Annotated in this window: 19 protein-coding genes; 4 read left to right on the top strand and 15 right to left on the bottom strand. The window is 58.1% G+C overall.

All coding sequences use genetic code 11. The annotated features are described in order from the left end of the window. Positions 1 to 49: 49 nt before the first annotated feature. The 15 genes from atpA to rpmH all read right to left on the bottom strand — a co-directional run bounded on the left by atpA (position 50) and on the right by rpmH (position 13,382). Entirely contained in the window at positions 50 to 1,594 is a 1,545-nt protein-coding gene (gene atpA / locus M8Q45_RS24950) for a F0F1 ATP synthase subunit alpha (RefSeq protein WP_024777788.1), read from the bottom strand. Positions 1,595 to 1,615: 21 nt separating this feature from the next. Then, entirely contained in the window at positions 1,616 to 2,152 is a 537-nt protein-coding gene (locus M8Q45_RS24945) for a F0F1 ATP synthase subunit delta (RefSeq protein WP_003187192.1), read from the bottom strand. Positions 2,153 to 2,164: 12 nt separating this feature from the next. After that, positions 2,165 to 2,635 (bottom strand): F0F1 ATP synthase subunit B, encoded by a 471-nt coding sequence (locus tag M8Q45_RS24940; RefSeq protein WP_030139033.1) that lies wholly within the window; start codon positions 2,633 to 2,635, stop codon positions 2,165 to 2,167. A 58-nt stretch (positions 2,636 to 2,693) separates the two neighbouring features. Then, positions 2,694 to 2,951, bottom strand: a complete 258-nt coding sequence (gene atpE / locus M8Q45_RS24935; protein ID WP_003097235.1) for a F0F1 ATP synthase subunit C — start codon at positions 2,949 to 2,951, stop codon at positions 2,694 to 2,696. A 133-nt stretch (positions 2,952 to 3,084) separates the two neighbouring features. After that, on the bottom strand, positions 3,085 to 3,954 hold the full coding sequence (gene atpB, locus M8Q45_RS24930; protein ID WP_030139032.1) for a F0F1 ATP synthase subunit A: 870 nt from the start codon (positions 3,952 to 3,954) through the stop codon (positions 3,085 to 3,087). A 16-nt stretch (positions 3,955 to 3,970) separates the two neighbouring features. Continuing rightward, entirely contained in the window at positions 3,971 to 4,378 is a 408-nt protein-coding gene (locus M8Q45_RS24925) for a F0F1 ATP synthase subunit I (protein WP_030139031.1), read from the bottom strand. 148 nt (positions 4,379 to 4,526) lie between these two features. Then, a complete protein-coding gene (locus M8Q45_RS24920) occupies positions 4,527 to 5,399 on the bottom strand; it encodes a ParB/RepB/Spo0J family partition protein (RefSeq protein ID WP_249876798.1) in 873 nt (290 codons plus the stop codon). 9 nt (positions 5,400 to 5,408) lie between these two features. After that, positions 5,409 to 6,206 carry a ParA family protein gene (locus M8Q45_RS24915; RefSeq protein WP_030139029.1) on the bottom strand — a complete coding sequence of 266 codons (798 nt, stop codon included), beginning with the start codon at positions 6,204 to 6,206 and terminating at the stop codon, positions 5,409 to 5,411. A gap of 18 nt (positions 6,207 to 6,224) precedes the next feature. Next, positions 6,225 to 6,860 (bottom strand): 16S rRNA (guanine(527)-N(7))-methyltransferase RsmG, encoded by a 636-nt coding sequence (gene rsmG, locus M8Q45_RS24910; protein ID WP_249877389.1) that lies wholly within the window; start codon positions 6,858 to 6,860, stop codon positions 6,225 to 6,227. 5 nt (positions 6,861 to 6,865) lie between these two features. Further along, on the bottom strand, positions 6,866 to 8,764 hold the full coding sequence (mnmG, locus tag M8Q45_RS24905) for a tRNA uridine-5-carboxymethylaminomethyl(34) synthesis enzyme MnmG (protein WP_249876797.1): 1,899 nt from the start codon (positions 8,762 to 8,764) through the stop codon (positions 6,866 to 6,868). A 692-nt stretch (positions 8,765 to 9,456) separates the two neighbouring features. Beyond that, positions 9,457 to 10,827: a tRNA uridine-5-carboxymethylaminomethyl(34) synthesis GTPase MnmE gene (gene mnmE, locus M8Q45_RS24900; protein ID WP_249876796.1), complete on the bottom strand. Its 1,371-nt coding sequence runs from the start codon at positions 10,825 to 10,827 to the stop codon at positions 9,457 to 9,459. A 79-nt stretch (positions 10,828 to 10,906) separates the two neighbouring features. Continuing rightward, positions 10,907 to 12,589, bottom strand: a complete 1,683-nt coding sequence (gene yidC, locus M8Q45_RS24895; protein ID WP_249876795.1) for a membrane protein insertase YidC — start codon at positions 12,587 to 12,589, stop codon at positions 10,907 to 10,909. Between the two features lie 2 nt (positions 12,590 to 12,591). Then, positions 12,592 to 12,837 (bottom strand): membrane protein insertion efficiency factor YidD, encoded by a 246-nt coding sequence (gene yidD / locus M8Q45_RS24890; protein WP_010465488.1) that lies wholly within the window; start codon positions 12,835 to 12,837, stop codon positions 12,592 to 12,594. Then, complete coding sequence (gene rnpA / locus M8Q45_RS24885; protein WP_030139024.1) at positions 12,830 to 13,231, bottom strand: ribonuclease P protein component; 402 nt, start codon at positions 13,229 to 13,231, stop codon at positions 12,830 to 12,832. Before rnpA ends, yidD begins: the two co-directional genes overlap by 8 nt. A 16-nt stretch (positions 13,232 to 13,247) precedes the next feature. After that, positions 13,248 to 13,382, bottom strand: coding sequence for a 50S ribosomal protein L34 (gene rpmH / locus M8Q45_RS24880; RefSeq protein WP_003213577.1), 135 nt, complete (start codon positions 13,380 to 13,382; stop codon positions 13,248 to 13,250). A 567-nt stretch (positions 13,383 to 13,949) separates the two neighbouring features. On the opposite strand from rpmH, the gene dnaA reads away from it, so the two are divergent. From dnaA to gyrB, 4 genes are read left to right on the top strand one after another with little or no spacing between them, the layout of a single operon-like run. Continuing rightward, positions 13,950 to 15,476 carry a chromosomal replication initiator protein DnaA gene (gene dnaA, locus M8Q45_RS24875; protein WP_249876794.1) on the top strand — a complete coding sequence of 509 codons (1,527 nt, stop codon included), beginning with the start codon at positions 13,950 to 13,952 and terminating at the stop codon, positions 15,474 to 15,476. 39 nt (positions 15,477 to 15,515) lie between these two features. Then, a complete protein-coding gene (gene dnaN, locus M8Q45_RS24870) occupies positions 15,516 to 16,619 on the top strand; it encodes a DNA polymerase III subunit beta (protein WP_003196145.1) in 1,104 nt (367 codons plus the stop codon). Positions 16,620 to 16,627: 8 nt separating this feature from the next. Continuing rightward, on the top strand, positions 16,628 to 17,731 hold the full coding sequence (gene recF / locus M8Q45_RS24865) for a DNA replication/repair protein RecF (protein WP_249876793.1): 1,104 nt from the start codon (positions 16,628 to 16,630) through the stop codon (positions 17,729 to 17,731). A gap of 5 nt (positions 17,732 to 17,736) precedes the next feature. Continuing rightward, complete coding sequence (gyrB, locus tag M8Q45_RS24860) at positions 17,737 to 20,154, top strand: DNA topoisomerase (ATP-hydrolyzing) subunit B (RefSeq protein ID WP_030139021.1); 2,418 nt, start codon at positions 17,737 to 17,739, stop codon at positions 20,152 to 20,154. Positions 20,155 to 20,169 lie beyond the last annotated feature (15 nt).

Here is a 20,169-nt window from a genome sequence, read left to right as displayed (position 1 = left end):
TAACACCTATCAGGTTAGCAAGCGGGAGCCTTGCGGCTCCCGCTGCGGCTTACCAGGTTTGGGTGGCCTTGAACTTCTCGATACCGGCCTTGAGGCCAGCGTCGATTTCGTCATTGAAGTCACCTTTAACGTTGATCTTCGCCATCAAGTCGGCGTGATCGCGGTTGAAGAAAGCAATCAGCGCTTGTTCGAAGCTGCCGATCTTGGCGATTTCAATGTCAGTCAGGAACCCACGCTCAGCGGCATACAGCGACAGCGCCATGTCAGCGATCGACATTGGTGCGTATTGCTTCTGCTTCATCAGCTCGGTAACGCGCTGACCATGCTCAAGTTGCTTACGGGTCGCTTCGTCCAGGTCAGAAGCGAACTGGGCGAATGCCGCCAGTTCACGGTACTGGGCCAGGGCGGTACGGATACCACCGGACAGCTTCTTGATGATCTTGGTCTGAGCGGCACCACCCACACGGGATACCGAAACACCGGCGTTCACAGCAGGACGGATGCCCGAGTTGAACATGGCCGATTCCAGGAAGATCTGACCGTCGGTGATGGAAATCACGTTGGTCGGAACGAACGCGGAAACGTCGCCAGCCTGGGTTTCGATGATCGGCAGGGCGGTCAGGGAACCGGTCTTGCCAGTCACGGCGCCGTTGGTGAACTTCTCTACGTACTCTTCCGAAACGCGGGATGCGCGCTCCAGCAGGCGGGAGTGGAGATAGAACACGTCGCCTGGGTAGGCTTCACGGCCTGGTGGACGGCGCAGCAGCAGGGAAATCTGGCGGTAGGCCACTGCTTGCTTGGACAGATCGTCATAAACGATCAGCGCGTCTTCACCGCGGTCGCGGAAGTATTCGCCCATGGTGCAACCGGAGTACGGTGCCAGGAACTGCAGGGCAGCCGATTCGGAGGCGCTGGCGGCAACGATGATGGTGTTGGCCAGAGCACCGTTCTCTTCCAGCTTGCGAACCACGTTGGCGATGGTCGATTGCTTCTGACCGATGGCTACGTAGACGCAGAAGATACCGCTGTTCTTCTGGTTGATGATCGCGTCGATCGCCAGAGCGGTCTTACCGATCTGACGGTCACCGATGATCAGCTCACGCTGGCCACGACCGACTGGGATCATGGCATCGACAGCCTTGTAGCCAGTCTGTACAGGCTGGTCTACCGACTTACGCCAGATCACGCCTGGAGCAACTTTCTCGACCGCATCGGTCTCGGTGTTGTTCAGCGGACCTTTGCCGTCAACTGGGTTACCCAGTGCGTCGACTACGCGACCCAGCAGTTCCTTACCGACTGGAACCTCGAGGATGCGGCCGGTGCACTTGGCGCTCATGCCTTCAGCCAGCGTCGTGTACGCGCCCAATACCACGGCACCTACAGAGTCTTGCTCCAGGTTGAGGGCCATACCGTAGACGCCGCCCGGAAACTCGATCATCTCGCCGTACATGACGTCGGCCAGACCGTGAATCCGCACGATGCCGTCAGATACGCTGACGACAGTGCCTTCGTTACGGGCTTGGGAGGTCACATCGAGCTTTTCGATGCGGCCCTTGATAATTTCACTTATTTCGGAAGGATTGAGTTGCTGCATTGCTCTGCTGCCCCTTCAAACTCAAGATTTCAATGCTTCGGCAAGTTTCGCGATTTTGCCGCGAATCGAGCCATCGATAACCAGGTCGCCGGCGCGGATTACAACGCCCCCTATGAGGGACTTGTCTTCCTCGACTTGCAGGCGCACTTCCCGGTTGAGTCGTGCACTGAGAACCTTGGCGAGTTTGTCTTGCTGTTCTTGGTTCAATGCAAAAGCACTGGTCACTTCCACGTCTACCGACTTCTCTTGCTCGGCCTTGTACAGGTCGAACAGAGCGGCAATCTCCGGCAGAAGCGGGAGACGGTCGTTTTCGGCAACGACGTGAATGAAATTCTGTGCCTTGGCATCGAACTTGTCGCCGCACACGTCAATGAACGTGGCGGCCTTTTCTGCGCTCGTCAGTCGCGGGGCCTTGAGCACGCGCTGCATGGTGTCGTCTTGCGACACCGCTGCTGCCAGGCCGAGCATGGCTGACCAATTGGCCAGTTGCTGGTGGGCCTGAGCGTGCTCGAAGGCCGCCTTAGCGTAAGGTCGGGCCAACGTGGTCAGTTCTGCCATGATCGCCCTCGCTTAGATTTCAGCAGCCAGTTGGTTTACCAGCTCTGCGTGCGCGTTTTGATCGATTGTGGCACCCAGGATCTTCGAAGCACCGCCAACGGCCAGGCTACCCACTTGGGCACGCAGCGCGTCTTTGACACTGTTGAGTTCCTGTTCGATCTCGGCTTGAGCCTGAGCCTTCACACGGTCAGCTTCGACGCGAGCCTGTTCACGGGCTTCGTCGACAATCTGGGTACCGCGTTTCTTGGCTTGCTCGATGATTTCAGCTGCCTGAGCTTTCGCTTCGCGCAGTTGCTGACCCACTTTCTCATGGGCCAACTCCAGGTCGCGAGCTGCACGGCTGGCAGCGTCCAGACCATCAGCGATCTTCTTTTGACGTTCGTGCAATGCCGCAATGACCGGAGGCCATACGAACTTCATGCAGAACAGTACAAAAATCAGGAACGCAACGGACTGGCCAATCAGGGTCGCATTAATGTTCACGCCAACACCTCGCAGTTACGTTGTCCATCACACCAATCTACTCGAGACATCCGAGTAATTAGCCAGCGATTTGACCAACGAACGGGTTCGCAAAGGTGAAGAACAGAGCGATACCAACACCGATCATGGTTACGGCGTCGAGCAGACCGGCAACGATGAACATCTTGACTTGCAGCATTGGGACCATTTCTGGCTGACGCGCTGCGCCTTCCAGGAACTTGCCGCCCAGCAGGCCGAAACCAATTGCGGTACCCAGTGCGCCCAGGCCGATCAACAGTGCAACAGCGATAGCGGTTAGACCAACTACAGTTTCCATCTTTCCTCCCGACTTTTACGTCGTATGGTTTAGGTTTTTTAGATTTTAAAGCGGTAAAACAAATCGTTTCCCAGCCCGTACCGGGCTCCTTCCCGTGTGACCGGGAAGGACATCAGACTAGTCGAGACTGGCCTTAATGGTTTTCTTCGTGCGCCATCGACAGGTAGACAATGGTCAGCATCATGAAGATGAACGCCTGCAAGGTGATGATCAGGATGTGGAACACAGCCCACGCCCATTGCAGCACCACACCCAGGCCGCTGAGCCAGAGCAGGCCGCTGCCGAACATCACAGCGATCAGGATGAACACCAGCTCGCCGGCATACATGTTGCCGAACAGACGCAGTGCCAGAGAGATTGGCTTGGCGATCAGGGTCACGAATTCCAACAGGAAGTTCACCGGGATCAGCAGGGCCTGAACCAGGATGTTCTTGCTGCCGAACGGGTGCAGGGTCAGTTCGCCGATGAAACCGCCGATGCCCTTGACCTTGATGCTATAGAAAATGATCAGTGCGAAAACCGAGAACGCCATGCCCAGGGTCGCGTTCGGGTCGGTGGTCGACACGGCGCGGAACGGGATGTGGTGGTCGCCGGAGATCAGGATGGCCAGCTGAGGAATCCAGTCGACCGGTACCAGGTCGACGGCGTTCATCAGGAACACCCAGACGAAGATGGTCAGTGCCAACGGTGCAATCACCGGGCTACGGCCGTGGAAGCTGTCTTTCACGCTGCCATCGACGAATTCGACCAGGACTTCAACGAAGTTCTGCAGTGCACCTGGCTGACCGGAGGTCGCTTTCTTCGCCGCCATGCGGAAAAGGAAAACGAAGATCAGGCCCAGTGCGACCGACCAGCCGAGGGTATCGACGTGGAAAGCCCAGAAGCCCATTTCCTTGGCTTCTGCTGCGGAGTGGGCAAAACCCCAGCTGCCGTTAGGTAGCTGCCCGAAGGTCAGGTTCTGCAAGTGGTGCTGGATATAGCCCGAAGCGGTTGTTTCTGCCATGGTTGCCTCAAACGCCCTAAGGTCTCGAAAGTCTTGTTCTCATTAGCAGGGGAGCGAACCAGCTGACCATCTGGGTCAGCAGGAACACGCCGAATACCGCCAGCGGCGCCAGTGGCTTCACACCTGCGAACGTCAGTGCAAACAGCACTGCCGTCAAAATCAGTTTCCCCGCCTCGCCAGCATAAAAAGACCGGACGATGGCTTGGGCTGCTCGGGCGCCGGAAAACCGAAAGGCCCTGTGAGCAAAGTAAATATTGGGAAGCAAGGCTATCAGGCCTCCGCAAAGACCCGAGTATCCGGCGACGACTCCTTTCCATTGCCAGAGCGCCAACGTGGCGATCAGTACAACGACAAACTGGGCCATCAAAACCGGGAAAACTGCCAGACGATGGAACGGCAAGCGGTTTGGCGTGCGTGTTTCCATCGCTTTTGCTCTCCAATGGTCGGCTGCCTGAATTCACTAACTTGGCATAATTTGTGCCGACAAAATGCGCGCAGAGTATAGGGGCGGTTCTGCCCCTATTCAACCTTCAGGTAGTGATTTCCGACTGCGCGCTACAAGGGCAATTGTTTCAGCGAATGTGTGCAAGGACACCTTGCAGCTCGTCGAGAGAGTTATAGCCGATCACCAACTGCCCCTTGCCCTTCTTTCCGTGGCGAATCTGCACCGCAGAGCCCAGGCGCTCGGCCAGGCGCTGTTCCAGGCGGGCGATATCCGGATCGGTTTTGGGGGCCTCGACGGGTGCTGGTTTACCACTGAGCCACTGGCGAACCAATGCCTCGGTTTGGCGCACGGTCAGACCGCGTGCGACAACATGTCGCGCCCCTTCAACCTGTTGATTTTCCGGCAAACCGAGCAACGCCCGGGCATGACCCATTTCCAGATCGCCATGGGACAGCATGGTCTTGATGACTTCAGGCAAGGCAATCAACCGCAACAGGTTGGCCACCGTCACCCGGGACTTGCCCACCGCTTCCGCCACTTGCTGCTGGGTCAGCTGGAATTCCTGCTGCAAGCGCTGCAGGGCCACGGCCTCTTCGACCGGGTTGAGGTCCTCGCGCTGGATGTTTTCGATCAACGCCATGGCGATGGCGGCTTCGTCCGGCACATCACGGACCATCGCCGGGATGGTTTCCTGGCCGGCCTGCTGGCTGGCGCGCCAACGACGTTCGCCGGCGATGATCTCGAAGCGGCCATTGGCGATCGGCCGGACCACGATCGGCTGCATCACGCCCTGGCTCTTGATCGACTGTGCCAGTTCTTCCAAAGCTTGCGGGTCCATGTCCCGACGTGGCTGGTATTTGCCACGCTGAATCAAGTCCAGCGGCAAATGTTGCAGTTCGCGCTGATCGACCTGAACGGCCTGCTCTTCCAGCGAACTGACGGTCGGACCGCTGAGCAGCGCATCCAGTCCACGTCCGAGACCTCGTTTCTTGACGGCCATGGGGTTTCCTTAAGTTGGCTGGGCTGCAGCGATGCGTGGTTGGCGGCGCTGACGGCGAACCATCTCGCCCGCCAGGGCCAGGTAGGCCAGCGCACCACGGGATTGTTTATCGTAGGCCAACGCCGGCATGCCGTAGCTCGGCGCTTCAGCCAGGCGAATGTTCCGCGGAATGACCGTGTCGTAGAGCTGCTCGCCGAAATGTTCCTTGAGCTGGGCCGATACATCGTTCATCAGGCTGAGGCGCGGGTCATACATGGTCCGCAACAACCCTTCGACTTTCAGCTCCGGGTTCAGCAGCTCCGCAATGCGCTTGATGTTATCCACAAGGTCGCTCAGCCCTTCGAGGGCAAAGTACTCGCACTGCATGGGGATAATCACCCCATCGGCGGCCACCAACGCGTTGAGCGTCAGCATCGACAGCGACGGCGGGCAATCGATCAGGATGTAGTCGTAATTCTCGCGGACCGGCGCCAGCGCACTGCGCAGGCGGCTTTCCTTCATCTGCATTTCCAGCAGCACCACTTCGGCCGCCGTCAGGTCGCGGTTGGCCGGCAGCAGTTGATAACCGCCATGCTCGGAGAAATGCATGGCCTGGCCCAGATCGCACTCGCCGATCAGGACGTCGTAGATGGAGTTTTCCAGGCCATGTTTATCCACACCGCTACCCATGGTGGCGTTGCCCTGTGGATCGAGATCGATCAACAGCACCCGACGCTTGGTCGCGACCAGGGATGCTGCGAGGTTGATACAGGTGGTGGTCTTGCCCACGCCACCCTTCTGGTTCGCTATCGCGAATACCTTAGCCATTCTTGCTTGTGTTCCCAATCATGCCGTGCGGCGCAGTATCAGCAGATGGCGTTGGCCTTGGCAACCGGGTACGGCCAAGGCGTGTTCGCTATCGAGGTGGAAGTCTGCCGGCAATGCTACCAGCTCATCGGCCGGATGAACGCCCTTCATTGCCAGCCAGCGCGTATCGGCGTCGCCCAGGTGGCGAGTCCAGTTGCTGAAGTTCTCCATGCTGCTGAACGCCCGGGAGATGATGCCGTTGAAAGGCTCCGCTGGTTGGAACGCTTCGACGCGGCTGTGGATAACTTGCAGGTTATCCAGTTTGAGTTCGAGTTTGACCTGGGTCAGGAAGCGGGTTTTCTTGCCGTTGCTGTCCAGGCAGGTCACTTGCGAGTCGGGAAACAGGATCGCCAGCGGGATACCGGGCATGCCGCCGCCACTGCCGACGTCCAGCCAACGTCCGTTCTCGATGAAGGACATCACACTCAGGCTGTCGAGCAAATGCCGCGAAACCATTTCATCCGGATCGCGCACGGCGGTCAGGTTGTAGGCCTTGTTCCACTTGATCAGCAGCGCCAGATAACCCAGCAGTTGCGCGTGCTGGGCTTCGGTCAGATTGACGCCGAGCTGACGGGCACCTGTGGATAACTCTTCAGCGTGTTGCGAGGTGACCATCGAACTCAAGCGCTTTGCTCCAACTGGCGGCCCGCGCCGCGTTTTTTCAAATGAATCATCAACAGCGAAATCGCTGCCGGGGTTACGCCGGGGATGCGCGAAGCCTGGCCCAGGGTTTCTGGACGCGTTGCGCCGAGCTTGCCCTGGATTTCTTTCGACAACCCGGAAATACCGGTGTAATCGATATCCACAGGCAGCTTGGTGTCCTCGCTGGCGCGCAGGCGGGCGATTTCATCCTGCTGGCGGTCGATGTAGCCAGCGTATTTGGTCTTGATCTCGACCTGTTCGGCGACCTGCGGGTCTTCCGCGCCCTGACCGGTCACTTCCACCAGCCCGGCGTAATCGATTTCCGGACGACTCAACAGGTTGAGCAGGTTGTATTCGTGGGTCAGCGGCGTGCCGAATTTGGCCGCGATGGCATCGCCCTGCTCGGTACCTGGACGAACCCAGGTGCTTTTCAGGCGTTGCTCTTCCAGCTCGATACTCTCCCGTTTCTGGCAGAACGCCGCCCAGCGCGCGTCATCCACCAGACCCAGCTCGCGACCTTTCTCGGTCAGGCGCAGGTCGGCGTTGTCTTCCCGCAAGATCAGGCGGTATTCGGCGCGGGACGTGAACATCCGATACGGTTCCTGGGTTCCCAGGGTAATCAGATCGTCAACCAACACACCGATGTACGCCTCATCGCGGCGCGGGCACCAGGCTTCTTTGCCCTTGGCGAGCAGGGCCGCGTTGGCTCCGGCGAGCAAACCCTGGGCACCCGCTTCTTCGTAACCGGTGGTGCCGTTGATCTGCCCGGCGAAGAACAGACCGCCGATCGCTTTGGTTTCCAGACTGTACTTCAGATCGCGCGGATCGAAGTAGTCGTACTCGATCGCATAACCCGGCCGCACGATGTGCGCGTTCTCCATGCCACGGATCGATTGCACGATCTGCAATTGCACGTCGAACGGCAGGCTTGTGGATATCCCGTTCGGATACAGCTCATGGGTGGTCAAACCTTCCGGCTCGATGAACACCTGGTGGCTTTCCTTGTCGGCAAAGCGATGGATCTTGTCTTCGATCGACGGGCAATAGCGCGGGCCGACACCTTCGATTTCGCCGGCAGCGGAATACATCGGCGAACGATCGAGGTTCGCCGCGATGATTTCGTGGGTGCGGGCATTCGTATGAGTGATCCAGCAACTGACTTGTCGCGGATGCTGTTCCTTGTTGCCCATGAACGACATCACCGGGATCGGCGTATCGCCAGGTTGCTCGGTCATCACCGAGAAATCCACGGACTTGCCGTCGATGCGCGGTGGCGTACCGGTTTTCAAGCGCCCTACACGCAAGGGCAACTCACGCAGACGGTGAGCCAGAGCGATCGACGGCGGATCACCGGCGCGACCGCCGGAAAAATTCTGCAAACCAATGTGGATAAGTCCACCGAGGAAGGTCCCGGTGGTCAATACAACTGAATCGGCGAAGAAACGCAGGCCCATTTGAGTGACGACACCGCGCACTTGGTCCTGTTCGACGATCAAGTCATCAGCCGCTTGTTGAAATATCCACAGGTTCGGCTGGTTTTCCAGGATTTCGCGGACAGCGGCCTTGTACAGGACTCGGTCGGCCTGGGCGCGAGTGGCGCGCACGGCTGGACCTTTGCGGCTGTTCAACACGCGAAACTGGATACCACCTTTATCGGTAGCCATGGCCATCGCGCCGCCAAGGGCATCGATTTCCTTGACCAAGTGGCTTTTGCCGATCCCACCAATGGCGGGGTTGCAGCTCATGGCGCCGAGGGTTTCCACGTTATGCGTCAACAGCAGGGTTTTTGCTCCCATGCGTGCTGATGCAAGTGCTGCCTCGGTACCGGCATGACCGCCGCCGATGACGATCACTTCAAAACGGGAAGGGAAATCCACCACGCACCTCGTGCCTGCTTTATTCAGGTAATTCGGAAATAGGTATTGAGTCTGGTCCTGGGGCGTTTTTCGAGCCAGGTCGGCAAGTATAGGGACTTCGCTCTTCCTAAAGAACCCTTTGGACAAAATTTAACCAGCTGTGGAGAACTCGCGGTTAAAAAAATAAAAAAGAAAGAAATTTATAAAATCTTTGTTTTTATGTTTATTCTTACTGCCCTACCTATCTGTGGATAAGGTTCTGTAGGCCTTAATTTACCTTGTGTACAGCGATTCAAAACCCTGTGGCCATGTGGTCGTGAGGGGCTTGGATAACCGGTGTAAGCCTGTGGATGAATGAGGTGGTTATCCACAGAGGTGGTTATATTCAGTTTTGAAGACCGCTTATCAACCGACCTCAATGGCAGTTATTCACAGGGCTTAATCCACAGAAAACAGCCGGCAAGGGGTCGCCGAAGCGTCCACAGGCAAGCCGCCATTAAGGGCAATCGGTTAAAAAAAGAGAGGAGGTAGCGGGTTTGTGTTGCGCTCGATAGGCCTGTGGCGAGGGAGCTTGCTCTCGCTGGGTCGCGAAGTGGCCCCAAAACCCGCTGAATGCGCAGTACCTGACACACCGCACCCGCCGGTTTACGACTGCTTCGCAGCCGAGCGGGAGCAAGCTCCCTCGACACCGGTTCGTCGTCAGTCCGGCGGGGTTATTTACCGATGCAGAAGCTGGAGAAGATCCGGCCCAGCAAGTCATCGGAGCTGAAGGCGCCGGTGATTTCACCGAGGGAATGTTGTGCCTGGCGAAGGTCTTCGGCCAATAACTCACCCGCCCCCGCCAAGGTCAGCTGCGCACGACCGTGTTCCAGGGCCGCGCTGGCGTGGCGTAACGCTTCAAGGTGCCTGCGGCGGGCGCTGAAGCTGCTCTCCGACGTCTGTTCATAGCCCATGCAGGCCTTGAGATGCTCGCGCAGCAATTCCAGCCCCTCGCCCGCCGACTTTGCGCTGAGGCTGATGGTCACGTGGCCGTCGTCGCTGACTTCAAGGGCAATCGCTTCCCCGGTCAGGTCGGCCTTGTTGCGAATCAGGGTGACTTTCGCAGGATCCGGGCGGATTTCGAGGAACTCCGGCCACAAGGCAAAGGGATCGTCTGCTTCTGGCGCGGTGGCATCCACCACCAGCAACACTCGGTCGGCTTCGCTGATGGCCTTGAGTGCGCGCTCGACGCCGATTTTTTCCACCTGGTCATCGGTATCCCGCAGCCCCGCGGTATCCACCACATGCAGCGGCATGCCATCGATGTGGATATGTTCGCGCAATATATCCCGCGTAGTGCCGGCGATCTCCGTGACGATCGCTGCCTCTCGACCGGCCAGCGCGTTAAGCAAACTGGACTTGCCCGCGTTAGGGCGTCCGGCAATCACCACGGTCATTCCGTCACGCAACAAGGCACCCTGACCGGCTTCGCGCAGTACTGTGGATAACTCGTCGCGCACGTTATCGAGCATGCTCAGCACGTGGCCATCGGCGAGGAAGTCGATTTCCTCTTCGGGGAAGTCGATCGCAGCCTCGACGTAGATCCGCAGGCCGATCAATTGTTCGGTGAGGTTATGCACACGCTGGGAAAAAGCTCCCTGCAAGGAACGCAATGCGTTGCGGGCAGCCTGTGCAGAACTGGCTTCGATCAAATCGGCAATCGCCTCGGCCTGGGCCAGGTCGAGCTTGTCGTTGAGGAATGCCCGTTCGCTGAACTCCCCTGGCCGGGCCAGACGGCAGCCCAGTTCCAGGCAACGCTTGAGCAGCATGTCCAGCACGATAGGGCCGCCGTGTCCTTGCAGTTCCAGTACGTCTTCGCCGGTGAACGAATTTGGCCCCGGGAAATACAAGGCCAGCCCTTCGTCGAGCACCTGCTGGTCAGCACCGAAAAACGGGCCGTAATGGGCGAACCGCGGCTTGAGTTCACGACCGCTGATAGCCTTGGCCGCGACACTGGCCAACGGCCCGGAAATACGGACGATGCCTACACCACCGCGCCCTTGGGCGGTGGCAACGGCGGCGATAGTTTCACGCGGTGCACTCATAAACCGGTATCCAGACAAAAGTGACAGATAGCAAAACGCCCCACTAGGGGGCGTTTTGTGTGGTTATCCACAGAGCAAGTTACGCCTCGGCGTTTTTCGTAGCCGCTTCGATCTTACGCGTGATGTACCACTGCTGGGTGATCGACAGCACGTTGTTCACAACCCAGTACAGCACAAGACCCGCGGGGAACCAGAGGAAGAAGAAGGTGAAGATGATTGGCATCATTTTCATGACCTTCGCCTGCATCGGATCCGGAGGCGTTGGGTTCAGCCGCTGTTGGATGAACATGGTCGCGCCCATGATGATCGGCAGGATGAAGAACGGATCCTTGATCGACAGGTCGGTTATCCACAGCATGAACGGTGCCTGACGCATCTCCACGCTTTCCAGCAGAACCCAATACAGCGACAGGAACACCGGCATTTGCACAAGAATCGGCAAGCATCCACCCAGCGGGTTGATCTTCTCTTTCTTGTACAACTCCATCATGGCTTGGGACATTTTCTGCCGGTCATCGCCATGTTGTTCTTTCAGGGCGGCCAGTTTCGGTGCCACCGCGCGCATACGCGCCATGGATTTGTAGCTGGCGGCCGACAATGGGAAGAAGATCCCCTTGATCAGCATGGTCAGGAAAATGATCGACCAGCCCCAGTTACCCACGATGCTGTGGATATGTTGCAGCAGCCAGAAAATCGGCTGGGCGATGAACCACAGGAAACCGTAGTCCACGGTCAGTTCCAGGCCTGGGGACAACTCTTTCAGCACTGCCTGGCTTTTCGGGCCAGCATAGAGAATGGCGCTGGTTTCGGCCTTGGCACCTGGCGCAGCGGTCAATGCCGGGCCGGTGTAACCGATGATGTAGTTGCCTTTGCTGTCCTTACGCGTCTGGACGATATTGCTCTCGCCTTTCTGTGGGACCCAAGCAGTTACAAAATAATGCTGCAGCCAGGCAACCCAACCACCTTGGACGGTTTCTTTCAGCTGAGCCTTGTCCATGTCTTTCATGGACACTTTTTTGTACGGCTCCGAACTTGTCCACAGGGCAGCGCCCAGATAGGTCGCCGTGCCAGTAGCGGTGCTGGAAGATGGATCGGAGCTGGCGTCACGCTTGAGTTGGGCAAACATCGCGCCAGACCAGGTCTGGGCACTCTGGTTGTCGATCAGGTAGGACACGGTTACGTCATACAGGCCACGCTTGAGCGTGAAACGCTTGATGTAATTAACGCTGTCCTTGCTGAACTTCAGGTCTACGACCAGTTGATCCTGGCCATCAGCCAGTTGATAAACCTTCTTCTCGGCGGAATAAACCGGACGACCGGCCGGGCTTGCATCCGGACCGTTGGCCCCGATCAAGCCACTTTGTGCCAGGTAGGTACGTTCGTTGCCGTTATCGAACAACTGGAACGGGATTTCCGGATGATCCTGACGACGCGGATACAACGGCAGCTTCAATTGAGCGACGTCGCCGCCTTGTGGATCGATCGCCAGCTCGAGCACGTCGGTCTTGATCTGGATAAGATCCTTGCTCGTAGCCACAGGCGCTTCGGCTGGAGCGCTGGTATCGCTGGCCGCGCGCGGGACATCGTCATTGCTGGCGGTGTTATTGCCAGCCGTCGTGTCCGGCAGGCTCGGTGCGGTATTGCTGGCTGCAACATTCTGAGTCGGCAGGGCAGCCTGGCCATAGTCCTGGTTCCATTTAAGGACCATGACGTAGGACACGATTGCCAGGGCGACGATCAGGATCGTGCGTTTGATATCCATGATTACTCGGCCATCGAAGAAGAACGGGAGGTAGGGATAGGCGGAACCGGGTCATAACCGCCGGGATTCCACGGATGACAGCGACCTAAACGACGAAAGGTCAGCCAGCCACCGCGCAGGAGGCCATGATTTTCTATGGCTTCGTACGCGTAGCAGGAACAACTGGGGTAGAAACGACAGTGACTGGCCATCAAAGGACTAATGGCGTAGCGATAAAACTGGATCGGAACGAGTGCCAGTTTACGCATCGTGACTGTCTACCCCTACAGTTTCGGTGTTGACTGCTGGTACCGGCTTGTTACGGGCCAGTCGTTTCCAGAGCTTGCCGAAATGCTGAATCAATTCGGGGTTTTCTACGTCACCCAAACCTTTGCGCGCGACGATAACGATGTCCCAACCGACCAGTGAATCCTGGTTCAGGCGAAACGATTCGCGCATCAGACGTTTGAGGCGATTGCGCTGAACGGAGAGCTTGACGCTCTTTTTCCCGATAACCAGCCCGAGTCGGGGGTGATCGAGATCGTTGCTGCGCGCAAGGAGCAGGAGATTTTTCCCCGGAACCTTGCCGGTAGGGGAGTCAAAGACTGCCTTGAAATGCCGGGGAGTAAGCAGACGCTTTTCCCGACTGAAGTCCTGACTCACCTCCAGTGCCGGATTATCAAACTGCCAGACGCGCACGACCTTTGGCGCGACGACGCGACAGGACGGCACGACCGTTCTTGGTAGCCATGCGAGCACGGAAACCGTGGGTACGAGCGCGTTTGATAGTGCTTGGTTGGAAAGTACGTTTCATGTCGTGTTACCTGGTTCGTCCACAACGGGCCGGAATGGCCCCCGTTTTAAGAGACCGGGGATTCTAGAGAAAGCAAGCCTCTAGGTCAATTTCCAACCAGCGTTTCCTTTAAATAGATGTCCAGGTGCTTTCGGCTGATTCGTCAGGCAGCGCTAGATATAGAAATAAAGAAGGGAATTATTTAAAGCTTTTCTGTAAAGCTTATAAAAGCAAGGTAGCCACCTATCTGTGGATAACTACCCTTAGGCCTTGTAATCCGCCATGTACAGCGAATGACAACTACACGGGAAAGCAGTGGCCAGCCTGTGCTGCGGTGTCGGATAAGCTGTGGGTGGAATGGTCAGTTATCCACAGAGGGTTTATCCACTGAGTTGTCCCTTCGCTTATGCAACGACCTCAGGGCCGGTTATCCACAGGGCTTATCCACCGACCGCCCGTCGTCTTTCGTTCACTTAACGCATTGATAAATCATGGACGACCGACAAGCTGCATGTGGATAAGTGAGCGACTGATCGCTACAATGGCCGCTTGTTTTTGCCTCACCGGCTTTCAACTTAGGGGATGTCCGTGTCAGTGGAACTTTGGCAGCAGTGCGTGGAGCTTTTGCGCGATGAGCTGCCTGCCCAACAATTCAACACTTGGATCCGTCCGCTACAGGTCGAAGCCGAAGGCGACGAATTGCGCGTCTATGCGCCAAACCGTTTCGTCCTCGACTGGGTCAACGAAAAGTACCTGGGCCGGGTCATGGAACTGCTCGACGAGCATGGCAATGGCATGGCGCCCGCGCTGTCCTTATTAATAGGCAGCAAGCGCAGCTCGGCACCTCGCGCCGCGCCTAATGCACCGCTGGCTGCCGCCGCTTCCCAGGCTCAGCAGGCCGCCCCGGCGCCGGTCAACAACCATGCCGCCACGGCGCCCACGCCCGCCCCGAGCAAACGCAACGCGCAAAAGGTTGCCGAAGTCAGCGAAGAGCCCTCCCGGGACAGCTTCGACCCAATGGCCGGCGCCAGTTCCCAGCAGGCACCGGTGCGGGCCGAACAGCGCACTGTCCAAGTCGAAGGCGCTCTCAAGCACACCAGCTACCTGAACCGGACCTTTACCTTCGAGAATTTCGTCGAAGGTAAATCCAACCAGTTGGCTCGCGCGGCGGCCTGGCAGGTGGCGGACAACCCCAAGCACGGCTACAACCCGCTCTTCCTGTATGGCGGCGTTGGCTTGGGTAAGACTCACTTGATGCACGCAGTGGGCAACCATCTATTAAAGAAGAATCCGAATGCCAAGGTCGTCTACTTGCATTCCGAGCGTTTCGTCGCCGACATGGTCAAGGCGTTGCAACTGAACGCGATCAACGAGTTCAAGCGTTTCTACCGTTCGGTGGACGCCTTGCTGATCGATGACATTCAATTCTTCGCCCGCAAGGAACGTTCCCAGGAAGAGTTCTTCCACACCTTCAACGCGTTGCTTGAAGGCGGGCAGCAGGTCATTCTTACCAGTGACCGGTACCCGAAGGAGATCGAAGGCCTCGAGGAACGCCTCAAGTCACGCTTCGGTTGGGGCCTGACGGTGGCCGTCGAGCCGCCGGAGCTGGAAACCCGCGTCGCGATCCTGATGAAGAAGGCCGACCAGGCCAAGGTTGAGCTGCCTCACGACGCCGCTTTCTTTATTGCACAGCGTATCCGCTCGAACGTGCGTGAACTCGAAGGTGCCCTCAAGCGGGTGATCGCTCACTCGCACTTCATGGGGCGCGATATCACGATCGAGCTTATCCGTGAGTCCTTGAAGGACTTGTTGGCGCTGCAGGACAAGCTGGTGTCTGTGGATAACATTCAGCGTACTGTTGCTGAATACTACAAGATCAAGATTTCCGACCTGCTATCCAAACGCCGTTCGCGTTCGGTGGCACGTCCGCGCCAAGTGGCCATGGCCCTGTCCAAGGAACTGACCAACCACAGCCTGCCGGAAATCGGCGATGTGTTTGGCGGACGCGACCACACCACCGTGTTGCACGCCTGTCGCAAGATCAACGAACTTAAGGAATCCGACGCGGACATCCGCGAGGACTACAAGAACCTGCTGCGTACACTGACCACTTGATGACCACCAGCGCAGCTTATTAAGGCAAGGGACTAGACCATGCATTTCACCATTCAACGCGAAGCCCTGTTGAAACCCCTGCAACTGGTCGCAGGCGTCGTCGAACGCCGCCAGACCTTGCCGGTACTTTCCAACGTGCTGCTGGTTGTCGAAGGCCAGCAATTGTCGCTGACCGGTACCGACCTGGAAGTCGAACTGGTCGGTCGTGTGCAACTTGAGGAACCGGCCGATCCGGGCTCCATCACCGTGCCGGCGCGCAAGCTGATGGACATCTGCAAAAGCCTGCCCAACGATGCGCTGATCGACATCAAGGTCGATGAGCAGAAGCTCGTGGTCAAGGCCGGTCGCAGCCGCTTCACCCTGTCCACGTTGCCCGCCAACGATTTCCCAACTGTGGAAGAAGGCCCGGGTTCGCTGACCTGCAGCCTGGACCAGAGCAAATTGCGTCGCCTGATCGAACGCACCAGTTTCGCCATGGCCCAGCAGGACGTGCGTTACTACCTCAACGGCATGCTCCTGGAAGTGTCTGCCGGCGTTATCCGTGCTGTTGCCACCGATGGGCACCGCCTGGCCATGTGCTCGATGCAGGCCGATATCGGTCAGCCGGATCGTCACCAGGTGATCGTGCCGCGTAAGGGCATCCTGGAGCTGGCCCGTTTGCTGACCGAGCCGGACGGCAATGTCAGCATCGTGTTGGGCCAACACCACATCCGCGCTACCACTGGCGAGTTCACCTTCACGTCGAAACTGGTGGACGGCAAGTTCCCAGACTACGAACGCGTATTGCCAAAAGGCGGCGACAAGCTGGTGCTGGGCGATCGCCAAGCGCTGCGCGAAGCCTTCAGCCGTACTGCAATTCTGTCCAACGAGAAGTACCGCGGCATCCGCCTGCAACTGGCCAACGGTCAGCTGAAGATCCAGGCGAACAACCCGGAGCAGGAAGAAGCGGAAGAAGAAGTAGGCGTGGAGTACAACGGCGGCTCCCTGGAAATCGGCTTCAACGTCAGCTACCTGCTGGACGTGCTGGGGGTGATGACCACCGAGCAAGTGCGTCTGATCCTGTCCGACTCCAACAGCAGTGCGCTGGTGCAGGAGTCCGATAACGACGATTCGGCTTACGTTGTCATGCCGATGCGTCTGTAACCAGCTAGATGTCCTTAAGTCGCGTCTCGGTCACCGCGGTGCGCAATCTGCACCCGGTGACCTTCTCCCCTTCCCCCCGCATCAATATCCTTTACGGCGCCAACGGCAGCGGCAAAACCAGCGTCCTGGAAGCCGTGCACCTGCTCGGGCTTGCCCGTTCGTTTCGCAGCACCCGCCTGTTACCGGTCATCCAGTACGATCAACTGGCGTGCACGGTGTTCGGGCAGGTGGAACTGGCGGAAGGTGGTCACAGCGCCCTAGGTATTTCGCGGGATCGACAAGGCGAGTTCCAGATCCGCATCGACGGGCAAAACGCCCGCAGTGCTGCGCAGCTGGCAGAGATTCTGCCGTTGCAGCTGATAAACCCGGATAGCTTCCGGCTATTGGAAGGCGCACCGAAGATCCGCCGGCAGTTCCTGGATTGGGGCGTGTTCCACGTGGAACCGCGTTTCATGGCGACTTGGCAACGTCTGCAGAAGGCGCTGCGCCAGCGTAACTCTTGGCTGCGACATGGTACACTTGACGCCGTTTCGCAAGCGGTTTGGGACAGGGAACTGTGCCAGGCCAGCGCTGAAATCGATGAATACCGCCGCGCTTATATCAAAGCCTTGAAACCGGTCTTCGAGCAGACCTTGAGCGAACTGGTTGAGCTTGAGGGACTGACGCTCAGCTATTACCGAGGCTGGGACAAGGACCGGGAATTGAGTGCCGTGCTGGCTGGCTCGGTGCAGCGGGACCAGCAGATGGGACACACCCAGGCTGGACCACAACGCGCTGACTTGCGTCTTAGATTGGGCGCACATAACGCCGCAGACATTTTGTCCCGGGGTCAGCAGAAGTTGGTGGTGTGCGCCTTGCGTATCGCCCAAGGGCATCTGGTCAGCCAGGCCCGTCGCGGTCAGTGTATTTATCTGGTGGATGACTTGCCGTCCGAGCTGGACGAGGCCCACCGCCGCGCGCTGTGCCGCTTGCTGGAAGACTTACGCTGCCAGGTATTCATTACCTGTGTAGACCACGAATTATTGAGGGAAGGCTGGCAGACGGAAACGCCAGTCGCTCTGTTCCACGTGGAACAGGGCCGTATCACCCAGACCCACGACCATCGGGAGTGAAGGCATTGAGCGAAGAAAATACGTACGACTCAACGAGCATTAAAGTGCTGAAAGGCCTGGATGCCGTACGCAAACGTCCCGGTATGTACATTGGCGACACCGACGATGGTAGCGGCCTGCACCACATGGTGTTCGAGGTGGTCGACAACTCCATCGACGAAGCCCTCGCCGGTTATTGCGACGATATCAGCATCATTATCCACCCGGACGAATCCATCACTGTTCGCGACAACGGCCGCGGCATCCCGGTAGATGTGCATAAAGAGGAAGGTGTCTCCGCCGCCGAGGTCATCATGACCGTCCTCCACGCTGGCGGTAAGTTCGACGACAACTCCTACAAGGTTTCCGGCGGCTTGCACGGCGTAGGTGTCTCGGTGGTGAACGCGCTGTCCGAAGAGCTGGTTCTGACTGTTCGCCGCAGCGGCAAGATCTGGGAACAGACCTATGTCCATGGTGTGCCTCAGGCACCGATGGCGATTGTCGGCGATAGCGAGACCACCGGTACCCAGATCCACTTCAAGGCTTCCAGCGAAACCTTCAAGAACATCCACTTCAGCTGGGACATCCTGGCCAAGCGGATTCGTGAACTGTCCTTCCTCAACTCCGGTGTCGGCATCGTCCTCAAGGACGAGCGCAGCGGCAAGGAAGAGCTGTTCAAGTATGAAGGTGGCCTGCGTGCGTTCGTTGAGTACCTGAACACCAATAAGACCCCGGTCAACCAGGTGTTCCACTTCAACGTCCAGCGTGAAGACGGCATCGGCGTGGAAATCGCCCTGCAGTGGAATGACAGCTTCAACGAGAACCTGTTGTGCTTCACCAACAACATCCCGCAGCGCGACGGCGGTACTCACCTGGTGGGCTTCCGATCGGCGTTGACCCGCAACCTGAACAACTACATCGAACAGGAAGGCCTGGCGAAGAAGCACAAAGTCGCCACCACCGGTGACGATGCCCGTGAAGGCCTGACCGCGATCATTTCGGTGAAGGTGCCGGATCCGAAGTTCAGCTCCCAGACCAAGGACAAGCTGGTGTCTTCCGAAGTGAAGACCGCTGTCGAACAGGAAATGGGCAAGTACTTCTCCGACTTCCTGCTGGAGAACCCGAACGAAGCCAAGCTGGTGGTCGGCAAGATGATCGACGCCGCCCGTGCCCGCGAAGCGGCGCGCAAGGCTCGTGAGATGACCCGCCGCAAAGGCGCGCTGGACATCGCCGGCCTGCCAGGCAAATTGGCCGACTGCCAGGAAAAGGACCCTGCCCTGTCCGAGCTGTACCTCGTGGAAGGTGACTCCGCTGGCGGTTCCGCCAAGCAGGGTCGCAACCGCCGCACCCAGGCCATCCTGCCGCTCAAGGGCAAGATTCTCAACGTCGAGAAGGCGCGCTTCGACAAGATGATTTCCTCCCAGGAAGTCGGCACCTTGATCACCGCGTTGGGCTGCGGTATTGGCCGCGAAGAGTACAACATCGACAAGTTGCGCTATCACAACATCATCATCATGACCGATGCTGACGTCGACGGTTCGCACATCCGTACCCTGCTGCTGACGTTCTTCTTCCGTCAGTTGCCGGAGCTGATCGAGCGCGGTTACATCTACATCGCCCAACCGCCGCTGTACAAGGTCAAGAAAGGCAAGCAAGAGCAATACATCAAAGACGACGACGCCATGGAAGAGTACATGACGCAGTCGGCCCTGGAAGACGCGAGCCTGCACCTGAACGAAGATGCTCCTGGCATTTCCGGTGAAGCCCTCGAGCGCCTGGTGAATGACTTCCGCCTGGTGATGAAGACCCTCAAGCGCCTGTCGCGCCTGTACCCACAGGAACTGACCGAGCACTTCATCTATCTGCCGGCCGTCAGCCTGGAGCAATTGTCCGATCACGCTGCGATGCAGGATTGGCTGGCCCAGTACGAAGTCCGTCTGCGCACCGTGGAAAAATCCGGCCTGGTCTACAAAGCCAGCCTGCGCGAAGACCGTGAACGTAACGTCTGGCTGCCGGAGGTCGAACTGATCTCTCACGGTCTGTCGAACTACGTCACCTTCAACCGCGACTTCTTCGGCAGCAACGACTACAAGACTGTCGTTTCCCTCGGCGCGCAATTGAGCACGCTGTTGGACGAAGGGGCGTACATCCAACGTGGCGAGCGCAAGAAATCGGTAACCGAGTTCAAGGAAGCCCTTGAATGGCTGATGGCCGAAAGCACCAAGCGCCACACTATCCAGCGATACAAAGGGCTGGGTGAGATGAACCCGGATCAGCTCTGGGAAACCACCATGGACCCGGGCTCGCGTCGCATGCTGAAAGTCACCATCGAAGACGCCATTGGCGCGGACCAGATCTTCAACACCCTGATGGGTGATGCGGTCGAGCCACGTCGTGACTTCATCGAGAGCAACGCGTTGGCGGTGTCTAACCTGGATTTCTGATCCTTGCGCAGCACC

The sequence above is a fragment of the Pseudomonas sp. T1.Ur genome, assembly GCF_023516725.1.
Lineage (GTDB): Bacteria > Pseudomonadota > Gammaproteobacteria > Pseudomonadales > Pseudomonadaceae > Aquipseudomonas > Aquipseudomonas alvandae.
This window is presented reverse-complemented; position numbering and strand designations above follow the sequence as displayed.

Coding starts and splice junctions, on each gene's coding strand:
- atpA (WP_024777788.1), bottom strand. CDS start 1,594: ATGCAGCAACTCAATCCTTCCGAAATAAGTGAAATTATCAAGGGCCGC.
- M8Q45_RS24945 (WP_003187192.1), bottom strand. CDS start 2,152: ATGGCAGAACTGACCACGTTGGCCCGACCTTACGCTAAGGCGGCCTTC.
- atpE (WP_003097235.1), bottom strand. CDS start 2,951: ATGGAAACTGTAGTTGGTCTAACCGCTATCGCTGTTGCACTGTTGATC.
- atpB (WP_030139032.1), bottom strand. CDS start 3,954: ATGGCAGAAACAACCGCTTCGGGCTATATCCAGCACCACTTGCAGAAC.
- M8Q45_RS24925 (WP_030139031.1), bottom strand. CDS start 4,378: ATGGAAACACGCACGCCAAACCGCTTGCCGTTCCATCGTCTGGCAGTT.
- M8Q45_RS24920 (WP_249876798.1), bottom strand. CDS start 5,399: ATGGCCGTCAAGAAACGAGGTCTCGGACGTGGACTGGATGCGCTGCTC.
- M8Q45_RS24915 (WP_030139029.1), bottom strand. CDS start 6,206: ATGGCTAAGGTATTCGCGATAGCGAACCAGAAGGGTGGCGTGGGCAAG.
- rsmG (WP_249877389.1), bottom strand. CDS start 6,860: ATGGTCACCTCGCAACACGCTGAAGAGTTATCCACAGGTGCCCGTCAG.
- mnmE (WP_249876796.1), bottom strand. CDS start 10,827: ATGAGTGCACCGCGTGAAACTATCGCCGCCGTTGCCACCGCCCAAGGG.
- yidC (WP_249876795.1), bottom strand. CDS start 12,589: ATGGATATCAAACGCACGATCCTGATCGTCGCCCTGGCAATCGTGTCC.
- yidD (WP_010465488.1), bottom strand. CDS start 12,837: ATGCGTAAACTGGCACTCGTTCCGATCCAGTTTTATCGCTACGCCATT.
- rpmH (WP_003213577.1), bottom strand. CDS start 13,382: ATGAAACGTACTTTCCAACCAAGCACTATCAAACGCGCTCGTACCCAC.
- dnaN (WP_003196145.1), top strand. CDS start 15,516: ATGCATTTCACCATTCAACGCGAAGCCCTGTTGAAACCCCTGCAACTG.
- recF (WP_249876793.1), top strand. CDS start 16,628: ATGTCCTTAAGTCGCGTCTCGGTCACCGCGGTGCGCAATCTGCACCCG.